Source organism: Nocardia grenadensis (genome assembly GCF_050942415.1).
GTDB lineage: Bacteria > Actinomycetota > Actinomycetes > Mycobacteriales > Mycobacteriaceae > Nocardia > Nocardia grenadensis.
In genome coordinates this window covers 2,370,315-2,392,979 of the sequence record NZ_CP192054.1, presented here as the reverse complement: position 1 = coordinate 2,392,979, position 22,665 = coordinate 2,370,315, and the positions used below count along the sequence as shown (strand labels likewise).

16 protein-coding genes, 2 pseudogenes and 1 riboswitch are annotated in these 22,665 nt (G+C 64.3%); of the genes and pseudogenes, 11 read left to right on the top strand and 7 right to left on the bottom strand.

Annotated features, from left to right (window positions below; translation table 11 throughout):
- Positions 1 to 18: 18 nt before the first annotated feature.
- Positions 19 to 1,158 carry a glutathione-independent formaldehyde dehydrogenase gene (locus ACQPYS_RS10870; protein WP_433492489.1) on the bottom strand — a complete coding sequence of 380 codons (1,140 nt, stop codon included), beginning with the start codon at positions 1,156 to 1,158 and terminating at the stop codon, positions 19 to 21.
- 293 nt (positions 1,159 to 1,451) lie between these two features.
- Between ACQPYS_RS10870 and ACQPYS_RS10865 the strand changes: the two are divergent.
- The 4 genes and pseudogenes from ACQPYS_RS10865 to ACQPYS_RS10850 all read left to right on the top strand — a co-directional run.
- Positions 1,452 to 1,928 (top strand): annotated as a pseudogene (locus ACQPYS_RS10865) (IS5 family transposase); the annotation flags it as partial.
- A gap of 136 nt (positions 1,929 to 2,064) precedes the next feature.
- Positions 2,065 to 3,525 carry an NF041680 family putative transposase gene (locus ACQPYS_RS10860; RefSeq protein ID WP_433493022.1) on the top strand — a complete coding sequence of 487 codons (1,461 nt, stop codon included), beginning with the start codon at positions 2,065 to 2,067 and terminating at the stop codon, positions 3,523 to 3,525.
- Positions 3,526 to 3,664: 139 nt separating this feature from the next.
- Entirely contained in the window at positions 3,665 to 3,970 is a 306-nt protein-coding gene (locus ACQPYS_RS10855) for a transposase (RefSeq protein WP_433492488.1), read from the top strand.
- Positions 3,967 to 4,695: a hypothetical protein gene (locus ACQPYS_RS10850; protein WP_433492487.1), complete on the top strand. Its 729-nt coding sequence runs from the start codon at positions 3,967 to 3,969 to the stop codon at positions 4,693 to 4,695. The genes ACQPYS_RS10855 and ACQPYS_RS10850 overlap by 4 nt, the downstream gene beginning before the upstream one ends.
- 3 nt (positions 4,696 to 4,698) lie before the next feature.
- Here ACQPYS_RS10850 and ACQPYS_RS10845 read toward each other — a convergent pair whose 3' ends face one another.
- From ACQPYS_RS10845 to ACQPYS_RS10835, 3 genes and pseudogenes are all read right to left on the bottom strand, one after another.
- Positions 4,699 to 6,159, bottom strand: a complete 1,461-nt coding sequence (locus tag ACQPYS_RS10845) for an NF041680 family putative transposase (RefSeq protein ID WP_433493022.1) — start codon at positions 6,157 to 6,159, stop codon at positions 4,699 to 4,701.
- Between the two features lie 136 nt (positions 6,160 to 6,295).
- Positions 6,296 to 7,181, bottom strand: a pseudogene (locus tag ACQPYS_RS10840) (IS5 family transposase).
- Between the two features lie 61 nt (positions 7,182 to 7,242).
- The gene (locus tag ACQPYS_RS10835; RefSeq protein WP_433490149.1) at positions 7,243 to 8,151 is read right to left on the bottom strand and encodes an IS5 family transposase; all 909 of its coding nucleotides are present in this window, start codon (positions 8,149 to 8,151) and stop codon (positions 7,243 to 7,245) included.
- A gap of 115 nt (positions 8,152 to 8,266) precedes the next feature.
- On the opposite strand from ACQPYS_RS10835, the gene ACQPYS_RS10830 reads away from it, so the two are divergent.
- Positions 8,267 to 8,602: a hypothetical protein gene (locus ACQPYS_RS10830; RefSeq protein ID WP_433492486.1), complete on the top strand. Its 336-nt coding sequence runs from the start codon at positions 8,267 to 8,269 to the stop codon at positions 8,600 to 8,602.
- A gap of 418 nt (positions 8,603 to 9,020) precedes the next feature.
- On the opposite strand, the gene ACQPYS_RS10825 is transcribed toward ACQPYS_RS10830, so the two are convergent.
- Entirely contained in the window at positions 9,021 to 10,772 is a 1,752-nt protein-coding gene (locus ACQPYS_RS10825; protein WP_433492485.1) for a UvrD-helicase domain-containing protein, read from the bottom strand.
- Positions 10,769 to 12,694, bottom strand: coding sequence for an AAA family ATPase (locus ACQPYS_RS10820; protein ID WP_433492484.1), 1,926 nt, complete (start codon positions 12,692 to 12,694; stop codon positions 10,769 to 10,771). The genes ACQPYS_RS10825 and ACQPYS_RS10820 overlap by 4 nt, the downstream gene beginning before the upstream one ends.
- 956 nt (positions 12,695 to 13,650) lie before the next feature.
- Here ACQPYS_RS10820 and ACQPYS_RS10815 point away from each other — a divergent pair.
- From ACQPYS_RS10815 to ACQPYS_RS10790, 6 genes are all read left to right on the top strand, one after another.
- On the top strand, positions 13,651 to 14,844 hold the full coding sequence (locus tag ACQPYS_RS10815; RefSeq protein WP_433492483.1) for a hypothetical protein: 1,194 nt from the start codon (positions 13,651 to 13,653) through the stop codon (positions 14,842 to 14,844).
- Entirely contained in the window at positions 14,841 to 16,229 is a 1,389-nt protein-coding gene (locus ACQPYS_RS10810; RefSeq protein ID WP_433492482.1) for a hypothetical protein, read from the top strand. The genes ACQPYS_RS10815 and ACQPYS_RS10810 overlap by 4 nt, the downstream gene beginning before the upstream one ends.
- A 384-nt stretch (positions 16,230 to 16,613) precedes the next feature.
- Positions 16,614 to 16,795, top strand: a riboswitch (cobalamin riboswitch).
- Positions 16,796 to 16,810: 15 nt separating this feature from the next.
- Complete coding sequence (locus ACQPYS_RS10805; RefSeq protein WP_433492481.1) at positions 16,811 to 18,472, top strand: ABC transporter substrate-binding protein; 1,662 nt, start codon at positions 16,811 to 16,813, stop codon at positions 18,470 to 18,472.
- 10 nt (positions 18,473 to 18,482) lie between these two features.
- The gene (locus ACQPYS_RS10800; RefSeq protein ID WP_433492480.1) at positions 18,483 to 19,424 is read left to right on the top strand and encodes an ABC transporter permease; all 942 of its coding nucleotides are present in this window, start codon (positions 18,483 to 18,485) and stop codon (positions 19,422 to 19,424) included.
- Positions 19,425 to 19,495: 71 nt separating this feature from the next.
- Positions 19,496 to 20,305, top strand: a complete 810-nt coding sequence (locus ACQPYS_RS10795; RefSeq protein ID WP_433492479.1) for an ABC transporter permease — start codon at positions 19,496 to 19,498, stop codon at positions 20,303 to 20,305.
- Positions 20,302 to 21,699: an ABC transporter ATP-binding protein gene (locus ACQPYS_RS10790; RefSeq protein WP_433492478.1), complete on the top strand. Its 1,398-nt coding sequence runs from the start codon at positions 20,302 to 20,304 to the stop codon at positions 21,697 to 21,699. The genes ACQPYS_RS10795 and ACQPYS_RS10790 overlap by 4 nt, the downstream gene beginning before the upstream one ends.
- On the opposite strand, the gene ACQPYS_RS10785 is transcribed toward ACQPYS_RS10790, so the two are convergent.
- The gene (locus ACQPYS_RS10785) at positions 21,659 to 22,630 is read right to left on the bottom strand and encodes an LLM class flavin-dependent oxidoreductase (RefSeq protein ID WP_433492477.1); all 972 of its coding nucleotides are present in this window, start codon (positions 22,628 to 22,630) and stop codon (positions 21,659 to 21,661) included. The two genes, ACQPYS_RS10790 and ACQPYS_RS10785, sit on opposite strands and share 41 nt — an antisense overlap.
- Positions 22,631 to 22,665 lie beyond the last annotated feature (35 nt).

Sequence of the window (22,665 nt, the reverse complement as noted above, 5' to 3'; positions counted from 1 at the left end):
CTCTCGGTCAGGGCCGCCTCACGGATGCAGCACGACCTTGGTCCATCCGTCATCACGGGCATCGAAGTGCCGGTAGCCGGACTCGGCCTCGGCCAGCGGGAGCTCATGAGAGACGATCCAGGACGGAGTCGCCCGGCCCCGGTGGATCAGGTCACGCAGCTGCCGGTTGTAATGCTTGACGTTGGCCTGTCCGGTACCGGCCTTCTGCCCCTTGAACCAGAATTTGCCCATGTCGAAGGCGATCTTGCCGTTGCGTTCGAGTTCGTCAGGGGCGTTGCGGTCCTGAGGCAGGAAAATGCCGACCACGCCGATATGTCCGGTGAAACGCACCGAGTCGACGAGTCGGTTCATCGTCATCGCGGCGTCCTCGTGACCTCGCGGGTCGTGCGCCTGGTACCCGACGCACTCACAGCCCTTGTCGGCGCCGCGCCCGCCGGTCATATCGAGGACCTGCTCGACCGGGTCGCCGATGGAGTCGTCGATGGGTGTGACCCCGATCTGCTCGGCGAGCCGCAACCGGTCGGGGTGACGATCCACGATCATCACCTGGCTCGCGCCCTGGATCATCGCCGAGTACGCCGCCATCAGGCCGACCGGCCCGGCTCCATAGACGACCATCGAATCGCCGGGTCGCATATCGGCCAGTCGGGTGCAGTGCCACCCGGTGGGGAAGATATCGGAAAGCATCACATAGTCGGCTTCCTTGTCCTCGGCGTCCTCAGGCAGTCGCAGGCAATTGAAGTCACCGAACGGCACCCGCAGATACTCCGCCTGCCCGCCCCAGAACGGTCCCATCCCGGCGAAACCGAACGCGGCGCCCGCCATCTTCGGATCCGGGTGCACTGTCAGGCAGAACGCGGTCAACCCTTCCTCGCAGTTGCGGCAGAAGCCGCAACCGATGTTGAATGGTAGGCACACCCGGTCCCCCGCGGTGACCTTGACCACCGCATCGCCTACTTCTGCCACGATTCCCAAGTTCTCGTGACCAAGAACCATCCCGGGCTCCAGATCGGTGCGGCCTTCGTACATGTGTAGATCCGACCCGCAAATGTTGGTGCTGGTGATCTTCACCAGCACATCGGTCGGCTGCTCTATCCTCGCATCGGGGACATCCTTCACATGAACTTCACGTGGCCCGTCGTACACAATCGCTTTCATCTCGACACTCCCTGACATGCGGCGTTCCGGACAATGCCCGGCCAGGCCGCCACAGACGGGTTACGTGTCAGCGACCGACCGAATGAATCGCTGTTCTGGAGACAGCGGACGCGACGGAGCACGGAGCTGAGAACGACACCGAAACCTGGTCCACCACAATGTTCGCGTACGGCCAACCGACAGCGGGTGCACTCCAGCCGTCGCATTCTCTCCACCTCGGAGTCTCCTCTTTCGACTCCACGATCGCTAGGGTGGAATAGGCGAAACTTATTCACAGCGAACCAGTTGATCATGCCATCGGGCGTTCTCGTGGTGGTCCGACTACGAAAATTTATCTCGCGTGCGACGGCCGCGGCCGGCCGCTCACGCTTGTGCTGACCGCGGGCAACGTCAACGACTGCACCATGTTCACCCAGGTGCTGGCCGGGATCTGGATGCCGAAGCCCGGCCGTGGCCAGTCGTGGAAGCGACCGCGGCGGGTCCTGGCCGACAAGGGGTACTCCACGCGCGCGATCCGTGCTCATTTGCGTGCTCGTGGTATCGCCGCGACGATCCCCGAACGTGTCGATCAGCAGGCCAACCGGCGTCGCCGGGGCAGTGCCGGTGGCCGGCCACCGGTGTTCGATCCGGTGGCCTATCGGCGTCGTAACGTGGTCGAACGCTGCTTCAACCGGCTCAAACAGTATCGAGCGATCGCCACCCGCTACGACAAAACCGCCACCTCGTATCGCGGGATGCTCGACCTGGCCACCCTGCTGATGTGGCTTTGAGGACACTCTCTAGCTTGAGTTTTAACCTCTGAGCTGCCGTTTTGCGACCCCGGGTGCTCATGGGTGAAGCCCTTGGTTGATCATGTCCTCTTGCGACAGAAAGACTTTCAACAACCAAGGGCTTCAGTTGAACAGTGTGCACGACACCGGCTGCGCCGACACGGTCGGGGATCTTTCGGGGTTTCGGCGGGAGTTCTACCGCTGCCTGGCTCGGCGGGCGGACGCGGCGTTCGATGTGGTGGATGCGGTGTTGTGCGCGGACGGTCCGGTGCGATCGTTGCCGGAGTTGTCGCTGGTCGGTGAGCATCGCCGAGGACACGGCAGTGTGTATGCGGCGCTGGATCGCGGTCGGGTCGATATCGCCCGGCTGCGGCGGGCGCTGGTTTCGGTTCCGCTGCCTCGCGCCGCGGACGGCCGGTTGGTGCTGGCGGTCGATATCACCAGCTGGGTGCGGCCGGAGGCGCATACCTGCCCGCAGCGGATCCTGTGTCACACCTACGGGCGGGCGAAGAACACCGCTCAGATGATCCCGGGATGGCCGTATTTGGTGGTCGCGGCCCTGGAAACAGGGCGCAGTTCCTGGACCGCACCTCTGGATGCGGTGCGGCTGGCGCCGGGAGACGATGCCGCGACCGTCACCGCCGGCCAGCTGCGCACCGTCATCGGCAACTTGATCGAGGCCGGGCACTGGCGCCCCGGTGACCCGGATATCTGGATCGTGGCCGACGCCGGATACGACGCACCCCGGCTGGCGTTCCTGCTTGCCGACCTGCCCGTCGCCGTGCTCGCACGGATGCGGTCGGACCGGGTCCTGCGCCGCCACGCACCCGCATGGCAGCCCGGAACCACCGGCCGTCCACCGCGTCACGGCGGTGAGTTCGCTTTCGCTGATCAGACGACCTGGGGTGAACCCGACACCGCTGTCACCACCGACACCCGCCTCTACGGTCCTGCGACAGCACGGTCATGGAACCGTCTGCATCCCAGGCTCACGCACCGTTCTTCCTGGATAACTCAGGTCGGGAAGCTGCCAGTGATCGAAGGCACGGTAATCCGGCTCGACGTCGACCGGCTCCCCAGCGGCGCCATCCCGAAACCGATCTGGCTATGGCATTCGGTCGTCGACCTGGATGCAGCCGAGGTCGAGGTGTTGTGGCAGGCGTTTCTGCGACGGTTCGATATCGAACACACCTTCCGCATGCTCAAACAGACCCTCGGCTGGAACTGCCCGAAACTGCGGAACCCGGCAGCCGCCGACCGGTGGACCTGGCTGCTTCTGGCCGCTTACACCCAACTGCGGCTGGCGCGGAACCTCACCGTCGACCTGAAACGTCCGTGGGAGAAACGCGTTGCTCCGCAACGCCTTACACCCGCACGCGTTCGTCGAGGGTTTCGGCACCTCCGCCGGAAAGCGGCATGTCCGGCCAGAGCACCGAAACCCTCCCGCCCCGGTCCGGGTCGCCCCGCCGGGCACCGCAACCAGCGACCAGCACCTCGCTACAACGTGCACATCAAGACCGCCAGCGACCGGAAACCTCCTCAGAAAGCCGGGCCGCGACCTCGCAGAAACTCCACAAAACACCAGCTCAGAGGTTAAAACTCAAGCTAGAGCGTGTTTCATAAGCCCGATGGTGTGGGGCCGAACCCGTTGTCCGGGTTGAGAAGTTGGTGATATGGCGAGGTCTCCGGTAGTTGGTTGAACGACCAAGCACAACCGGAGACCAACCGGAGACCTCTTGAACAGCGTAACGGCAACCTGCCGTGCGGATCTGACCGATGCCCAGTGGGCAAAACTGAAACCGCTATTACCTGCCGGTATGAAACCGGGCCGGCCACCGCGGTGGTCGAAACGACGGTTGATCGACGGGATCCGCTGGCGGATCCGCACCGGTAGCCCATGGCGTGACATCCCGGCGATGTATGGACCGTGGCAGACGGTGTATGGGTTGTTCCGCCGCTGGCAGCGCGACGGAACGTGGGAATCGATGCTGACCGCGCTGCAAGCCCACGCCGACGCTGGCCGATTACGATGTGCCACGTGACATCCGAGGTAGACGTTGCGGAGATCATGGTCACTCTGCATCCAGGGCACTTCGCGCGGCTACGGTCATTCACCGACGACAAAGCCGTCAAAGATGCAATGAAGCAGTGCCACATCTACATCATCATGGCCCGTCCGTTGATCACAGCGAGTAAGGTATCTGATCCTGCGGGCGATCGAATCCGGTATACCTCGAAAGAGATTGGCCCATTCAGCGCCCTTGACTTCAGCCACTCAGATGTTGTCGATACGCTCGACTTGCACATAGTGAACGGCGTAGACCCGTCGGGCGTGATTGAAGTGGCGCCCGATGGGTCGCGGCTTTTCGTGCCGGTTCCCGGCCGTGACCCGAGGGAGGTCGACACGAGCCATCTTGCAGCCCTGGCCGCTCCTACTGGGTGCCCCACAGGCTTAGTCGAGGTTGGCAAGTGGGATGTGCTCTACATCGGAATCGCTCAGGGAGGCAGGGGCCGTGCTGCGATTGACCGGCTCCGAAGTGGACATGAGACGCTGCGTAGAATCTACGAGGATTACTACCGGACTCATGAGGTTCATGTCGTACCGGTATCCATCGTGCACAGTGCGTTCATTTTTACAAAGGCCAACGAACCTGGTGGACCAGCATTCGATTTTGACGACTTCATGAAGCTGAATTTTATGCTAACTGTCGACGGCAGGATCGAAACGCGAGAGCTACTCTTGGTCGTAGAGAACGCCCTAGCTTGAGTTTTAACCTCTGAGCTGGTGTTTTGTGGAGTTTCTGCGAGGTCGCGGCCCGGCTTTCTGAGGAGGTTTCCGGTCGCTGGCGGTCTTGATGTGCACGTTGTAGCGAGGTGCTGGTCGCTGGTTGCGGTGCCCGGCGGGGCGACCCGGACCGGGGCGGGAGGGTTTCGGTGCTCTGGCCGGACATGCCGCTTTCCGGCGGAGGTGCCGAAACCCTCGACGAACGCGTGCGGGTGTAAGGCGTTGCGGAGCAACGCGTTTCTCCCACGGACGTTTCAGGTCGACGGTGAGGTTCCGCGCCAGCCGCAGTTGGGTGTAAGCGGCCAGAAGCAGCCAGGTCCACCGGTCGGCGGCTGCCGGGTTCCGCAGTTTCGGGCAGTTCCAGCCGAGGGTCTGTTTGAGCATGCGGAAGGTGTGTTCGATATCGAACCGTCGCAGAAACGCCTGCCACAACACCTCGACCTCGGCTGCATCCAGGTCGACGACCGAATGCCATAGCCAGATCGGTTTCGGGATGGCGCCGCTGGGGAGCCGGTCGACGTCGAGCCGGATTACCGTGCCTTCGATCACTGGCAGCTTCCCGACCTGAGTTATCCAGGAAGAACGGTGCGTGAGCCTGGGATGCAGACGGTTCCATGACCGTGCTGTCGCAGGACCGTAGAGGCGGGTGTCGGTGGTGACAGCGGTGTCGGGTTCACCCCAGGTCGTCTGATCAGCGAAAGCGAACTCACCGCCGTGACGCGGTGGACGGCCGGTGGTTCCGGGCTGCCATGCGGGTGCGTGGCGGCGCAGGACCCGGTCCGACCGCATCCGTGCGAGCACGGCGACGGGCAGGTCGGCAAGCAGGAACGCCAGCCGGGGTGCGTCGTATCCGGCGTCGGCCACGATCCAGATATCCGGGTCACCGGGGCGCCAGTGCCCGGCCTCGATCAAGTTGCCGATGACGGTGCGCAGCTGGCCGGCGGTGACGGTCGCGGCATCGTCTCCCGGCGCCAGCCGCACCGCATCCAGAGGTGCGGTCCAGGAACTGCGCCCTGTTTCCAGGGCCGCGACCACCAAATACGGCCATCCCGGGATCATCTGAGCGGTGTTCTTCGCCCGCCCGTAGGTGTGACACAGGATCCGCTGCGGGCAGGTATGCGCCTCCGGCCGCACCCAGCTGGTGATATCGACCGCCAGCACCAACCGGCCGTCCGCGGCGCGAGGCAGCGGAACCGAAACCAGCGCCCGCCGCAGCCGGGCGATATCGACCCGACCGCGATCCAGCGCCGCATACACACTGCCGTGTCCTCGGCGATGCTCACCGACCAGCGACAACTCCGGCAACGATCGCACCGGACCGTCCGCGCACAACACCGCATCCACCACATCGAACGCCGCGTCCGCCCGCCGAGCCAGGCAGCGGTAGAACTCCCGCCGAAACCCCGAAAGATCCCCGACCGTGTCGGCGCAGCCGGTGTCGTGCACACTGTTCAACTGAAGCCCTTGGTTGTTGAAAGTCTTTCTGTCGCAAGAGGACATGATCAACCAAGGGCTTCACCCATGAGCACCCGGGGTCGCAAAACGGCAGCTCAGAGGTTAAAACTCAAGCTAGAGAGTGTCCTCAAAGCCACATCAGCAGGGTGGCCAGGTCGAGCATCCCGCGATACGAGGTGGCGGTTTTGTCGTAGCGGGTGGCGATCGCTCGATACTGTTTGAGCCGGTTGAAGCAGCGTTCGACCACGTTACGACGCCGATAGGCCACCGGATCGAACACCGGTGGCCGGCCACCGGCACTGCCCCGGCGACGCCGGTTGGCCTGCTGATCGACACGTTCGGGGATCGTCGCGGCGATACCACGAGCACGCAAATGAGCACGGATCGCGCGCGTGGAGTACCCCTTGTCGGCCAGGACCCGCCGCGGTCGCTTCCACGACTGGCCACGGCCGGGCTTCGGCATCCAGATCCCGGCCAGCACCTGGGTGAACATGGTGCAGTCGTTGACGTTGCCCGCGGTCAGCACAAGCGTGAGCGGCCGGCCGCGGCCGTCGCACGCGAGATAAATTTTCGTAGTCGGACCACCACGAGAACGCCCGATGGCATGATCAACTGGTTCGCTGTGCCCGCACCCGGATCCGTTGTCCCCCTGTGTGAACCACACGAGTCCGAGCGCCGGCCGCGTGCTGATGCACCCGCACGAGCGAGGAATCCACCGACACCTCGCGATCGAGTTCGTCGATCGCCTCGGCGATCACCTGCACTCGCTGCACGAGCATCGCCAGGGTGCCGTTGCGCGACCACCGCCAGAACCGGTTGTAGACCGTTTTCCAGGGCCCGTACCGTTCGGGCAGGTCCCGCCACGCCACTCCGGTCTTGGCCTTGTAGAGCATCGCGTTCAGGATCCGACGGTCATCCACCCGCGGGCGGCCTTTTGCCCCCGGAACCGGCAACAACGGCTCGATCGTGCGCCACTGGTCCTCGGTCAACTCATGCCTACGCGCCACGACCACACATCAAATCAAATCGGCACCTCGACCGCCCAGGCTTTGAGGACACTCTCTAGCGCGTGTTTCATAAGCCTGGGCCTGATAACCACAGGTTGATCGCGGCGACACGGACGGTGGCCAGGTAGCGGACGGCGAGTTTGTCATACCGGGTGGCCACTGCCCGGTGCTGTTTCAGGCGGTTGATCGTGCATTCCACGGCGTGCCGCAGGGCGTAGAGACCGAGATCGAACGCGGGCGGTCGCCCACCGGCATGGCCTTTGGCCGCGCGATTCGCGGCCTGATCCGCCTTGATCGGGATAGTCGCTTTTATCCCGCGTCGCCGCAGGTAAGCACGGTTGGCCGCCGAAGAATAGGCTTTGTCGGCCAGAACCCGATCCGGACGCGACCGGGTACCACCGACCCCGAGCCGCGGCACCCGGATCTCGCCGAGCACGGTCGTGAACTGCGGGCAATCGGCCCACTGACCAGGCGTGACCAGCAGAGCCAACGGCCGCTGCCCCTGGTCGGCGGCCAAGTGCAGCTTCGTGGTGAACCCGCCCCGCGACCGTCCGAGACCATGGTCGGCGGGTTCGTCATCGAATCCGCCCGCCGGCTCGGCCTGGCGGTGCGGGTCGCGGCGGGCACCGGCCGCATGCTGGTGCGCTCGGGCGACGGTGGAGTCCACGCTCACCGTCCACTCGATCTCGCCTGCAGCGTCGGCGTGGGCTTGCAGCGCGGTCAGCATCGATTCCCACGTCCCGTCGCGCTGCCAGCGGCGGAACAACCCATACACCGTCTGCCACGGTCCATACATCGCCGGGATGTCACGCCATGGGCTACCGGTGCGGATCCGCCAGCGGATCCCGTCGATCAACCGTCGTTTCGACCACCGCGGTGGCCGGCCCGGTTTCATACCGGCAGGTAATAGCGGTTTCAGTTTTGCCCACTGGGCATCGGTCAGATCCGCACGGCAGGTTGCCGTTACGCTGTTCAAGAGGTCTCCGGTTGGTCTCCGGTTGTGCTTGGTCGTTCAACCAACTACCGGAGACCTCGCCATATCACCAACTTCTCAACCCGGACAACGGGTTCGGCCCCACACCATCGGGCTTATGAAACACGCTCTAGTTGCCTACTTTCAGCCGTCGTACAACAAGAACGTGAAGAGATGGCCTGCAACAGCGGCAGCAGCAGCCTTCGATGCCATCGGTTCGGCAGGTATTCTTGTCGGATACGAGGGCACCCGTGACATAGCTTATTTGTTCTCTAAAGAACGGCCAGCGCCGCGTAGGGGCATCGTTTTCTACTCCGAGTTCAGGGGGTTGAAGCGTCAGATAGATGTTGACGAGGCTGATACCAGCGGCATCCCTGAGCCGGTTTTCGAACTCGGCTATAACCTTGCTCGGCATAGCGACGGTTCGCCGCCCGGGCTCAGACTGTTCAACTGATCTCAGCCTTTCTTCGATGGGTTCCGGACCGCGGCCGGCGATACGGCTTCGACCCAACGCCGACGCAGACCCCTGCCCCACTGGACGTGGGCGCCGCGGCCGCGTGTCGTCCTGGCCCTGACTTGCCAGCGAGTGGGTTCGCAGATGAGACGCACAAGGGCCGCACCGACTTCGGCGATGGGCCACGGCGGTGTCGGCGCCAGCGTTAGAACACAGCTGGCAGCGCAGAAATGCAACGAAAGGGTGCTCGGGGAGGATACGAACCCCCGCACACTATCTCGACCTGCAGAGATACCAAACAATAATTATAGATTCTGCGTAAAATAGCAGGTCGTAGCGCCGGAAAAGCGTCTGGAGAGGGATACAGCGGCTATCCACACAGATCGACCTGCGAAAATAGGCAACCACGCGCATCTTGTTACGAGCCATCTGTCGGTGGCCCTGTGGCCGACACGCGTCCGTGTACAGCACTGAATGACGGCCCCACCGACCCCATCGGCGGCCGCGTTGCTTCCGGCTCTCGGGCGAACTCAAGGAAACGGCGCGCCGGTGTGCGTGCGGTTCGCCAGTTGGGGTGGGCACCTGCAGGCCGTCGACGGTGGCGGACGTTGGTCAGGACCAAGTGCTGTTTGGCTCGGGAGATAGCGACGAAGAATTCGGACATCGTTGCTGCGCTCGTACCGAAGAAGAAGTCCTGCTCCACCCCGAGGACTACCACTTTCTCGAATTCGAGGCCCTTACATTTGTGGATCGTCAATATGGGAACAGCGTCAAGTTCCGACAATCGCCGCAGTGCGCGAATTGGATCGCCATCGACTGCTAGTTCCTGTTCGAACGCTTCGAGAGTCGCCTCAACGACGTCGGCGAGGCGGGTGCCCTGTTGGTAGCTGAGCGACAAGGCACTAAGAGCCGGCTGGCCCAATCTGTGCAGTAACTCCTCAACCAGGGTCCGCCACTCTCGCGGGTCCTCTGCGTGGAACTCGTTGCCGCGGGCGGTCGCACGCGCGGAGTAGATCAAACGCTTGAGCTGGCTGTCGAAAAAGAGGGCAGCATCTTCGGCCGCCTCGCCGCGGGTCGCGATTCGCATGAGTTCGGTGTACGCGTCAGGTCTGCGATCTTCGGCGATGACCCCGATGTAGGCAAGGATAAGCGCCGCAGCTGGTTCGGCGGATAGTTCTTGGCGCTTATTCTCGTCGCGATAGGCAATGTTGCGGCTGGTCAGCGTTTGCCCGAGGTCTGCTGCGACTTGTTCCGGCTTCTGCCGCACGAGCACGGCGATGTCGTGTGGCATCACTCCTGCGTGAATCCATTCCTCGATCAGTGTTGCGATAGCGGTGGCTTCTTCGTATTCGTCTGCGTACGTGAAGACCTCGATACGGCCTTCTTCGCCAACCAGGTCGGCATCCGGGCTGACGGCGGCTGGGTCCATTTGCGCGACCATCCGGTTCTGCATACGCCGCAAACGGGGGGCAGAGCGGAAGTTCTGATACAGAGGTAAGGATTCAGCGGAAAATTCATCGGCAAAGGTTTTCGAAACACCATCTAAAGCTCCGGCCCAGGCCATGATCTGCTGTTTGGCATCTCCGACCGCGGTTACGACCGCCGAACCGCCTCTAAATGCCGCATTGATTAGCTGGTATTGATGGTCTGTACAGTCTTGGAATTCATCAAGAAAGACGTGGCCATAGGTTTGGCGGATCGCACCTAGTGCGTATGAATTAGATTCAAGGATCTCAAGGGCCAGCGGCAGCAAATCATTATAGGTGATCTGGGTGCCCTCGATCCGGACAGTGGGATGAATTTGGTAATCAGGTTCCAGAGCGTTATAGCCCGTCAGGGCGGGCCGGTAGCTATCGATAAGGCGCTTGGCGAATGCGTGGAAGGTGAAGCTGTCGAACCGGGCCGCGAGCGCGGCGCCCGAACGGCGGCGCACTCGGTCGCGCAGGTTGCGTGCCGCATCTACTTTGAATGAAACGGCCAGGATCCGACGTGGGTACCGGCAGAGCCCGGTCCGCAGGAGAAAGTCTGCGCGCTGCGCGAGTAGCTCGGTCTTGCCAGCTCCAGGTCCCGCCGTAACGATTACGTTGCCGGATTCCATCGTCACCGCGGACCAGGCGTTGGGTTCCAGAACCATGCCGTCGCTCGGGTGCCACTGGTCAGGGCGGATCATTCTGGCAGCCTATCGATTTGGTTCCGGACATAGTCGACCAAGCGCTCCAGTACGCCGGGTAGACCGGCGCGTAGGTCTCGATCGGAGAGCTCGGAGAGGGCGGCAAGATGAGCGGCGGGTTTGCTGCCGAGACCGAAACTACTGTGGTAGTTGTCGAACAAATTCTGGATATCTGTGGGCAGCTGGTCGTGGTTGGCGTGGCTCTTGCCCAACACTGACACGATCATGGCTGGGGTCGGTGGCATCATAGTGGTTTTGTATGCCGTGGGGTATGACTCCAGCATCATCAGATCTAGGTCCACAGGGGCGGAGAAGAAGACGCCGTGCTGTTCGAGCTCGTCCACTGGCCCGGCGTTAGGGGCGTGAACTGGGAACGGTTTGTCCGCGTCCCACTTTGGAAGCGCGGCGATGTCGGCGTCCTCGAATGTGCCAGAACGCACGGCATTGATTTGGCGCATGGCGTTGCTGATGCGACCCCAACCGCCCTGGTAGCGTCCAGCATCCAGGTCGAGAAGGGTCGCGTGGGGGATCTGCAGGGCTGTGAGGAGACGCCAGAAGTGGTTGACGTGGCGCCCACCCAGAGGCACGACCGCCACGGATGCGTCGTCCTCAGCAAGTCCGGCGGCCGCCAGTACGCGAGGTAGAACAACCTGCTCGCTGGCACCTTCGCCGAGGACTACGAACCGGGCGAAGTAAAGCTCTGGATATGCCTGCACAGCCTCACGAACGTATTTAGCGGCCACATCGCTATCGTCGGGCAGCACGATACGGTGGACAGCTGTCTCGCGGTCGTTGTTGAGCCGCAGAAAGCGGATCGTACTTGGGTCTACCCGACGCAAAAGCGACGGCGCGTGGGTTGCGATCAATGCCTGAACGTCGCCCTCGTCACAAGGCTGACGCAGCCGCGAGATGATGCGGCCTAGATAATGTGGTGCGAGGCTGTTCTCCGGCTCTTCGAGAGCGATAACAGTGTGCACTGGTGGTCGAAGCCGGTCGATATCGAGCGAAGTGATAGAACCGGTGAGGACCTCGCGGGACAGCGATTGCCAAGCGAGTACCAGAGAAATGTAAAGCAAGGATTTCTGGCCATCGCTGAGCCGTTCGAATGGCAGAGGCGTTCCGCTGGGACTTGGAGAGAAGTGCACGGTGAGCGCACGGAGTGCATCCTCGAATTCGCCCTGCCCGAATGCGATCGATGGTTCCGTGAAATATGTTCCATGATGAAGCCCGTGCCACTGTTCGCTGAGCTTGGTACCGGCGGCGGCAACAGTGCCGTTGGCAGCCAGTGACAGGGTGATCTCATTAGCTAGTTTTTCGAGCGTCGCCCGTTCGATGGTCCAGTCTGCTGCCCGAAGAACTCTCCCAACAAGCGATGTTGTGGTGTAGGCAATGTGATCGGCCGGGTTACGGCGAGCGGGGAGGTAGTGAACTTCAATATGGCGACGGTCATAACGCGACATTTCGGAGCGCCGAAGCGGTTCGCCATTGACGTCGACTTCGTGGACGTACTCAATTTTCTCGTCGATCACGCCATCGGCTGCCAGCTCTGCCGACAACCGCACTCGTACCCGCGGAACACCTTCAAGAGTAGCGATGGCCATGTGCAGGAAGTTCGCTGGCACTGACGCATGCACCACTTTGGAGGCTGCGGCCTCTGGCACTTCGATATCGACTTCCAGCCACAGTTTTGCCTGCTCAGACTGCACCTCGGTCGCCGAGCGGCCCAGCGGTACGTGAAAGTCGTCAAGACGGATACGTCGTTGCGCTTCCACGGGGCTGAACAGCCTTGAGAGCGCTCCCAAGACAGCAGTTTTACCAGCACCATTCGGGCCCAATACATAGGTAAGATCATCGAGAGCGATGGCAGTTGGCAAGGCACCGAATGACTGAAAGTTACTGAGTCGCAACACGGTAATCTTCATCGGTCCCCTCCCAAGGTCAGCGGCTGCTGGGGGAGGTTGGCGCGACCAATTTTACGCCAGCCGAGGCGATCACGGCTGGCTGACGCTCTCGTCGAGACAGTCCCCCGATAAGCCATGAGTGCCGCCGAGAGCAGTGGTCGCTCGAAGGCATCTGGACCTCGCATACCGACCACCGCGAGAGCGTATACGGCAGGCTGCAAGCGGCCAGTCCGGATAGCGTCCAGGTTGTGAGAGCGCCGACAAACCCCGCGTATCTCCAGAGGTGAAGTTGACAACCGCGAGTCACACCCTTCCTGTTGAGTTCTCGTCGCCGCCAGCGACCGCCGGTGGCATCACTCATTCATCCCAATCGTCGAGAGTTCTCCTGTGTTACGCAGCTATCGACGTCGACTGACGATTGACCATGGCTGAAAGTCGCGGCGCCAGGGCATCCCGGCAGAACACGCCGAGTCAACCGCTACGGCCCGTTGTGCGCAGCGGAGCGCTGGCGCGATCTTGGCACCACGGGCAACTGCAACCGCCGCTGCGACTGTATGATTGCCGCCCGCATCATCGGATGAGTAGCGCGGCCCTCGCGGTGGTGCTGCGATCACGGCTCATTCGGTCGATGCTCGCCTGCCGGACTGCGTCGGTAGGCATGAGACCATCGCTCGTCACGAATCAAAGAATCTCCGCCTCAGAAGCCCACAAGCATTGCCCCCTTACCCTATGAATGCGCCCGGCTGGGATTGGAGTCCTGTCGTCCCTGGTGGTGGCCAACAGTGACGAAATAAACTGTGGCCGAACGGAGCGTCGCTCTGCGAGGACATAGCTCGTAAGCTTCGTCGCACCAAGGGGTACTGGGACCGGCACACGCTCTCGATCGTTGGGATTCTCGCCGGAACGAACGTCCCGGTGTTGACACTTTCGCTCGGAATGGTCATCTTGTATCGGGACTTCTCGCTATTGTCACGCGCATGGACGCGGTGCTGGTGCAGAAGAAGCTCGAGCTCTCTCCCGATGAGGACTTCATCCTCACGGCGTGGCAGTACCGGATGATGCAGCGCGACATCGCCGCATCGAAGGGCAAGCACCTTCCCTCTAAGCGTGAAATCCGTAGCGCTTTCCGGACCAACGCTGTTGATGCCCTCCGGCAGCGCAACCAGGAAGGCTGGTCGCCGGCTGTTGCTGTGGTTGCCGAGGAGATCGCTGCCGCTGGCGAGTCTGCCAATCTGGAGGCGCTCGAATCGGCTGGACCGCAAGTCTCCTCTGTTGTGGCACGACGGTCACGAGCGCTGCTTCTGCTGATCGACCTGTATGGATTCGAGCCCTGGGTCGAGGGCAAGTGGGACAAGACTGTCCGCGCTGAGACTCTCATCGAGGCTCATGGTTCGATGAACCCTCTACACCGCGAAGACCTCCAGGCTGTGGAAACCGCGTACAAGGACGCGATCAAGAAGCTTTCGAAGGCGAGTAACTGGGGCAAGTACGCGCTTCTGGCCGGTGCCGGCCTCGGACTCGGTGTGCTGACCGGCGGCCTCGCCGCACCGGCAATCGCCGGCGCCTACGGTGCACTGGTACTGGGCTACTCGGGCGCGGTCGCGACGTCTGCGGGTCTTGCCGCGATCGGTGGCGGGTCCATCGCTGCCGGAGGGCTCGGCATGGCCGGTGGCGCCGCCCTCATCACCGGCTTCAGCGGCGCGGCCGGAGCCGGGGTAGCTACCCTTGCGGGAAGGGCTGCCGGGTTGTCTGCGGCTCGCGTCGCCGCGGACGCTATCCGGCTCCACGTCGTGACCCAGCTGGTGCTTCGCGATGTCGACGGCAACGAAGAGGCAGCGAAAGCCGTCATCGTCAGTCTTCGCGAGCGAGTCACCAACCTCGGCAAGACCGTCGTGGCTCTCGCAGAGCGTATCGAGGCCCTCCGCACACAGCTCGAGACCAAGCAGGCCGAACTCGACGCCGAGCGGACCCGGCGCTTGGCCGCCGATGATCGCGTCGCCCGCTTCCGAGTCGTCGCCGACCGCCTCAAGGAGCGTGTCGCAGGCCCCGAAGATGATGAACTCCAGGCCTTGCTCACCGAGCTCGACGAGCTCGAGGGCGAGAAGAAGACAGTGGAAACCCTTGCCCAGGGCGTCACCGTCGTCGCCGACGACCTCGAGGAGGCTGCGTGAGCACCGCGGTCGGTGACTCCAGCGACCAAATCTCGCCGATCGATGACGCCTACATCGGCAACTTGGACGCACTCACACGCGACCTCGACGATATCGAAGCAATCGCCGCATCCGCGCTATCAGGCCAGCCGGTCGACCCGGCGATGACACAGAGCATCGCCAACACCCCGACAGACCTCACCTATTCCGAACTCACCACACGCCATCAACAGCGCCGCGAAGTCTACGGTTGGGGCGAGCCCGAGATCGCCGACATCCTCGACCCGATCGCGCTCGCGCACCTCGAACGATGGCGGGCAGCCCAACGACTTCCGTGGGAGCCCAGCGACCTGGTAGTCGTCGGCCTCTCCGGGCTCATCGGCGCCCTCGGAAACCTCTACAACCACCACATGGACGCTGCGGTACTCGGCGGTCTGTCGCAGCTGAAGAACAGCGATCTGCTGCGCCGGTGGGAGAAACAGACCGCCCGACTCCCCATCGACTACACCGGACCGAAATTCGGCGGTCCGGACCATCGTGTTCGGTCCGCCGGCCACGACATCGGCCGGTTCTTCACCGCCCTCAACCAGATCCGCACCGGCACTTTCACAGGTATCTGGTGGGAAGACGGCCAGCGGATGATCGCCGAAGTGACGGCGACTCGCTCCGGTCTGCCATTCGCACAAGCACCCGAACCTCATATCGCGATCGCGCTGCTGTTGAAGCACTGGGCCGCCGACTTCGTGACCCCGATGAACCTCCCCCTGCCCGGCTGGTCACTTCTGTGCGAGATGCCGATCCCTGCCCTACGAAAGTTCGCCAACGACGCCTACGCCGGAACGAACTCCGGAGACGGTTTGAACCTTCGCTCCGGGATCTTGACACCTGGTCTTGGGACGCTCGCGAGCGAGGTCATCATCCGAACCCACCTCCACCTCGGGGCCTACCGCTCCACTGGCTCTTCACGCCTTCCGACCCCTACAGCAGCCAAACGCACAGAGATGCTACTCGCCTCCCACGCCGCCGCCGGAGCGATCAGCCTGTCGAAGACCGCAGCGGCCGCAATCACCGGCGAGACCGCCATAGCAGCTCGTCACCTCAACGTTCCCGTCCTCATGCGGACCGGTCAGCTCGCGCTGAAAGTCCGCTCGGATACCGCGGCCCGCGCAGAAGCCGGAGCACCGTCGTGGCACCAGCTACTCGCAGACGAAGCGGCGACCTGGACTCTTCCCGAAGCCGTCACTATCGCGGACCTACTGGCCGACGAACATCAGCAACAGCCCATTGAACAGGCCGACCGAAGCTCACTCGGTGATCGCCGCGATGCCGAGTCACAGAACGACGCTGCACCTGGCATATCCGGAGATCTTCCTGGTGGCCATCCGGTGTGCGCTATCGACGGTTAATCCCCGCTCACATCGACTCCATATGATCGGGCGAGTTCGCCGAGTCCGGACGGGTAGGCTCCGACTCCGGTGACAGTCGCGGCAGTGTAGGGGCCGGTGCGAAGACACGGTTGCTGGCGCAGAAATGCTACAGAAATGGTGTCCGAGAGGAGCGCTAACACCTACACACTGCCCTGACCTGCAGATATATCAAAACTGATTCATAGAATCGGCGTAAATTGCAGGTCAAATGCAGCAAAAAAGGGTCCGGAGGGGGAATCGGCCACTACGCCCACGCCTTGGGCCGGCGCATATCTCTGACGATCGAATAGGAAGTCGCAGGTCGTGTAGCTCCCGCTCAGGTACTGGACTCCTTCACAACCAACGTCGATGTTGTCAACCGACCCGAAGTTACTTAGCGGATGCTAAGTTTCTCCGGCAGGGAACACCGGTGTGAATCCGGGGCTGTCCCGCAACTGTGACCGAGTAGCAGACCTTCATCCGATGGCCACGACTCCCTGGGTTGGAAGGCCGAAGGCGAGTGTTGATCCGGGAGCCAGGATACCTGCGCCCACACAGGATCGAGTTTCACGAGGATGAGGATGCGAGTGTTCACTCGCCGCGCCCGGCGTCGCGCCGAGCGGCAATTACCCGATAAATCCGTTGGTGTCGCGTCGTGGCGGCGTTCCACGCGCGTGGCGCTGCTGTCGGGCCTTTTGACGGCCGCTATGGCCTTCACGGGATGCGCGTCGACCGAGAGCGCGCAGGATGCCGCTGCAGCGGCGAAGGAGTTACGGGAGTCCGGGGATGGCACGCTGACCATCTACAACTCCTACAAGATCGCCGGGCTGGACCCGATCGGGACCGGCACCAACTGGCTGTTCGACTGGGGTGTCGCCGAGAACCTGCTGCAGGTTTCCGAGGCCGGACAGATCGAGCCGTGGCTGGCACAGGAGGTCTCCCGCGACGGTGACACCCGATGGGTGGTGACGCTGCGGGCCGGGGTCACCTTCCAGAACGGCAGGCCGGTCGATGCCACCGCTGTCGCCGCCGCACTGACCCGGCAGATCCTCCGGTCGAAGGCCGCCCAGGTGTATCTGGACCCGGCGACGAAGGTGACCGTCGAGGGCGGGAAAGTGGTGATCACGACCCCGAGGCCGAATGCCATGGTGCCTGCCGCGCTCGCGGCGCGGGACAATTCGCTGCAGATCTACGATGTCGCGGCGATGGAGGCGGCGAAGGGCGATTCAGCGAAGATCGTCGATGCGGGCGCCTACTCGGGCCCATATGCCATCGATGAATGGTCGCCGGACAATCTGGTTCTCACGCCCTACGCCGGTCATTGGGAAGGGGCTCCGCCGTTGAAGGGCGTCACTGTGCGGGTGGTGCCCGATGAGCAGGCTCGGCTCGCCGGTGTGCGCAGTGGTGAGGCCGATATGGCGTTCTACCCGTCCACCTCGGCGCAGCTCGAACTCCAGGGCGACGCCGGGACTCATGTGCTGTCGTCGGCGGCGGCATTGCAGTCACTGCTGGTGGAGATGAACCTGAAGGCGGGGATCTTCACCGATACCGCGGTGCGCAAGGCATTCACCGCCGCTATCGATTACGAAGGTATCGCCGCCGATGTCGGCAACGGCCAGTTCGAGGCGGCCACGGGACTGTATCCCCGCGATATGTCGTTCGGGGTGCCCAATCAGGTGCACGATCCGGAGTTGGCGAACCGCCTGCTGGACGGCGCCGGATGGGTCCGGGGTGCCGACGGTATCCGGGTGAAGGACGGCCGGCGGTTGGTGGTGCGGTTCGTCACGCAGGCGCAGGGGCCGGAGACCACCGATGTCGCGATCGCGGTCCAGGATCAGATCGCACGGGTCGGGTTCGAGTTACGAATCGACAATGCCGAGGATTCCGCCGAGGTGAAGAAGGATCCGGGGGCCTGGGAGTCGTCGGTGGCGTTGAGCGGTTCGCTGTCGGGGACGGCGGACCCGATTCAACCGTTCCTGGTGCGCTGGACCAGCGGCGGTTCGTCGAATGCGCAGGGTGTCGCCGATCCGGAGATCGACTCCATCGGACAGCAATTGCGCAGTGAGTTCGACACCGGCCGCCGCGATCAGCTGCTGCGGCGGGCACAGCAGATCCTGGTGGTGGACCGGGCCTATGTCGTCGCGGGCACGTTCAAGTACTTCACGGTGGTGACCGGACCGGAGTGGGCCGATTACACCGTGTCGAATGTGCGCCGGCACATCACCAGCCGGACCGGACGGTAGTCACGTCGAGATGCGTGTTCTCGTCTTCGCGCGCCGGCGCGTGGCCGAAGCGCTGATCACTTTGTTCGGGGCCAGTGTGCTGATCTGGGCGTTGATGCCGCTGGCGCCGGGTGATCCCGCGCGGATGATCCTGATGGCGCAGGGTGTTCCCGAACCGGATCCGGCGCAGCTCGCCGACCTGAACGAGCGGCTGCACCTCGATCGGCCGTTGTACGCGCAGTACGCGCACTGGCTGTGGGGTGTGTTGCGTGGTGATTTCGGGTTCTCGTTCGCCTCGGGACGGCCGGTCGGTGGCGAGCTCGCCGACCGGCTTCCGGCCACGGTGATGCTGGCGGCCGCGGCACTCGTGCTGGCGGCGACGCTGGCGGTGGTGCTGGGGCTGGCCGCCGCTCGGTTTCCGGGCCGGTGGCCGGATCACGGCACCCGTGGGCTTGCTCTTGTGTTCGCGTCGGTTCCGGGTTTCGTGGTGGCGCTGGTGCTGATCCAGGTCTTCGTCGTGGGGTTCGGGGTCGGGAAGGCCGCGCTGGACGGCACCTGGCAGCAGGTGTGGATGCCCGCGGTGTGCCTTGCGGCCGGTATGGCCGACACCTGGTCGCGGCTGTTACGTGCCGAACTTCTCACGTTCCTGGACACCCCGGTGGCCCGGGTACTGCGGGCCCGCGGTGCCTCCCCGTGGCGGGTCCTGTGGCGGCACGGGCTGCCCAACAGCGCGGTGCCGTCATTGCACGCCCTCGCGGTCGGTGTCGCGATGCTCATCGGTGGGGCCACCGTGGTGGAGACGGTCTTCACCTGGCCGGGCCTCGGCTCCTACGTCGTGGAATCGGTGAAGAATCGCGATCTTCCGGTGATCCAGGCCTTCACCGTGTCCGCCGCGGCCTGCTATGTGGTCACCAGTGTCGCGGCCGATCTGATCTCCTCGCTGATCGACCGCAGGATCGTGGTGGACCGATGACCCGGACACAACCCGCACCGCCCCACACCACCGCCGAGTCGACCGGACCACGGCGGCTACGGTTCCGACCCGTGGCACTTCCGCTGCCGGTACGGGCGGGACTGCTGCTCCTCGGGTTCCTGGCGCTGCTGGCCCTTCTGGGCCCGGTGCTCGCCCGGTATCCGGCGAACGAACCGCACTACGGCGACAAATTGCTACCGCCCGGCGCCGAATACTGGTTCGGCACCGATCAGTACGGCCGCGACCAGTTCTCGCGGGTGGTGCACGGGCTGCGCCTGTCGATGATGTCGGCGTTCGCGGTGCTGGCCGGTTCGGCGACCATCAGTGTGCTCGTCGGACTCGGCTGCGGCCTGTACGGTGGGCGCCTCGACCGGATGGTCACCCGGTTGGTCGATATCGTCCTCGCCCTCCCCGGACTCGTGCTCGCGCTGGCCGTCGTGGGCCTGTTCGGACCGGGATATGTCAATCTCCTGGTGGCACTGGTCGTCTCGAGCTGGGCTGCCGATGCCAGGATCGCCCGCGCGCTCACCCTGGACGCCCGCACGCGGCCCTCGGTGATCGCCGCGCAAGTAGCGGGAGTGAGCCGGCCGGCCCTCGGATTCCGGCATCTCCTGCCCGCGATCCTCCCGCCGTTTCTCGTGGTCACCACATTGCGGCTCGGCGGAATCGTCGTCGCGATGGCCGGGCTGTCGTTCCTCGGACTCGGCGTGCAGATGCCCGAGGCCGAACTCGGCGCGATGCTCGGTGACGCGCGCCGGTTCATCACCGCCGCCCCCTGGCTGCTCGTCGCCCCGTCGGTCGCGATTCTGGCGCTGGCGGCCGCGGCCAATCTCATCGCCGAGGGATTGCGGGACCGCCACGGAGACAGGACTGTTCGATGAGCGTCCCGATCGTGGAAGTCGACGGGCTCTCCGTCACCTACGGCGCCGGGCCGGCGGTGCTGCGCAATATCACCTTTTCGGTGCGGCGTGGGGAAACCGTGGCCATTGTCGGGCCGAGTGGCAGCGGTAAGACGACCATTCTGCGCGCCCTCCTCGGCACCCTCGATGCCTCCGCTCGCGTGGAAGGCTCCATCCGTATCGAGGGGCGCGAGATGGCCGGCCGCGGCGATCGCGAGTTCCGTGCGTTGCGCGGCGCTGTCCTCGGATATGTCGGCCAGGATCCCTTCGGCTCGATGGACCCGATCATGACGGTCGGCACCAATATCGCGCAGGGCTGGCGGATCACCGGGCGCCCGGTCCCGGACGGCCGGATCGCCGGCGATCTCGCCGCCCTCGGCGTCACCGATGCCCGCTCCCGGATTCGGCAACGTCCCTTCGCCTGGTCGGGCGGAATGCTTCAGCGTGCCTCGGTGACGACCGCATGTGCGCTCGCTCCCCCGCTGGTCCTGGCCGACGAACCGACCAACGCGCTGGACGCACCCAACACTCGCCGGGTCATGGCGGCACTCACCGGTCCCGGCACCACCCTGCTGATCGTCAGCCACGACCGGGAACTGGTCGAACAGTATGCCGATCGGGTCTACCGCACCGAGAACGGCACACTCGTCGAGACAACGGCGAAGCAGTCGGCAGCGCTCCCACGCCTTGCGTCCCAGAAGTCGAGAACGCTGCCGCCGCAGCCGGTTCTCCGCGCCCGGAACCTGGCCAAGCGGTATCCGGCCGGAGGCGGGCTGCCACCCACCGACCTACTGGTCCGCCGCGGCGAGATCCTCGGTATCACCGGACCGTCCGGGGTCGGCAAGAGCACTCTGCTGCGGCTCCTCGCCGGAATCGAGCGGCCCACCTCCGGAACCCTGACCTGGGACGGCCGGCCCGGCCCGGCGCCACGCGGGCAGGCGGGGATTGTCTTCCAGGATGCGGTGGGCAGCCTGGCGCCGCACCGGCCCCTCTATCGCAGCCTCACCGAACCCCTCGTTCCCCGCCTCCGGGACCGATTACCCCGGGCCGAGGCGCTCGCGCTCACCCACCGCGCACTCGACCGGGTGGGCCTCGCCGATCTCGATCCCACCCGCCGGCCGGGCAAACTCTCCGGTGGCCAGGCACAGCGGGTGGCGATAGCGCGGGCGCTGGCCGGCGATGTGCGGTTGCTCCTGGCGGACGAACCGACCGCGTCCCTCGACGAAGCCGGCGCGTCGCGCATCCTGGCGCTGCTCCGCTCGCTGGCCGACGACGGCTTGCCCATCGTGCTCGTCTCACATGCCGAGCAGACCCTGCGAGTCGCCGACACGCTGGTCACGATCGATGGCGAGGAAAACCGTTGCGGTCCGCGATAACCGCCTCGGCAAAATATTTCAGGCTCGCCCGCACAGCGGGCAGGTCCGGTGAAGCCGGCTGCACGTTGCAGAGGAAGTCGGTCGCGCCGGGCACGACGGGGTCGGCGGCGATCAGTTCGGCGACCTCGGCACCGGTGCCGAGATAGGTGTGCCCGGTCCGGACGTAGTCCTGCGCGGTGAATCCCGTCGGGAATCGCCCGGCGGCAACCGATCCCGTCACCCAGCGCTCGATTCCCGATGCCATGGATTCGAACGCCGCCGACGCGCTGTCGGCACACAGCACCGATCGGGACACCCCGACCCGTGGTGCGCGCCCGCACCGCTGCTGCGCCGCGCGGTATGCGGCTACCCGGCCGGCGGCGATCTCGTCGCGGGGACCCTGTGGTGTCGAGGTCCGGCCGGTCAGTACTCCGAGATCCAATTCGGCGGCGAGTGCGAATCCCGATTCGGAGGCCGTTCCGATCCACAGCCGGTCGGCCAGTCCAGGAGCCTCCGGGACCAGGCCGCTGCCAGGTGGCAGCAGTTCGCGCATCCGGTGCACGGTTTCGGCGAAGCGCTGGTGCCGCGCATCGTGGTCGGCGCCGAATCGCCGGAAGGTCGTCTCGTCCGCGCCCGCCCCGAGACCGAGTTCGAGCCGGCCACCGCTCAGCGCGTCGACTGTCGCTGCGTCTTCGGCCAGCCGGATCGGATCCTCCAGCGACGCGATGACGACGGCGGTGCCCAGGCGGATCCGTGTCGTCCGCTGGGCGACCGCGCCGAGCAGGACCAGCGGTGACGGACAATGCCCATGCTGAGCGCCGAAGTGGTGCTGGGCGACCCAGAAGGAATCGAAACCGAGTTCCTCCGCGTACTCGGCGAGTTCGACGGTCTCGCGCAGGATATCGGCGGAGCTTCCGGAACCGACCGCATGGGAGATGAATCCGAATTGCATGTCCTGCCCTCGTGTCGCCGTGCCCTGCCCGCCGG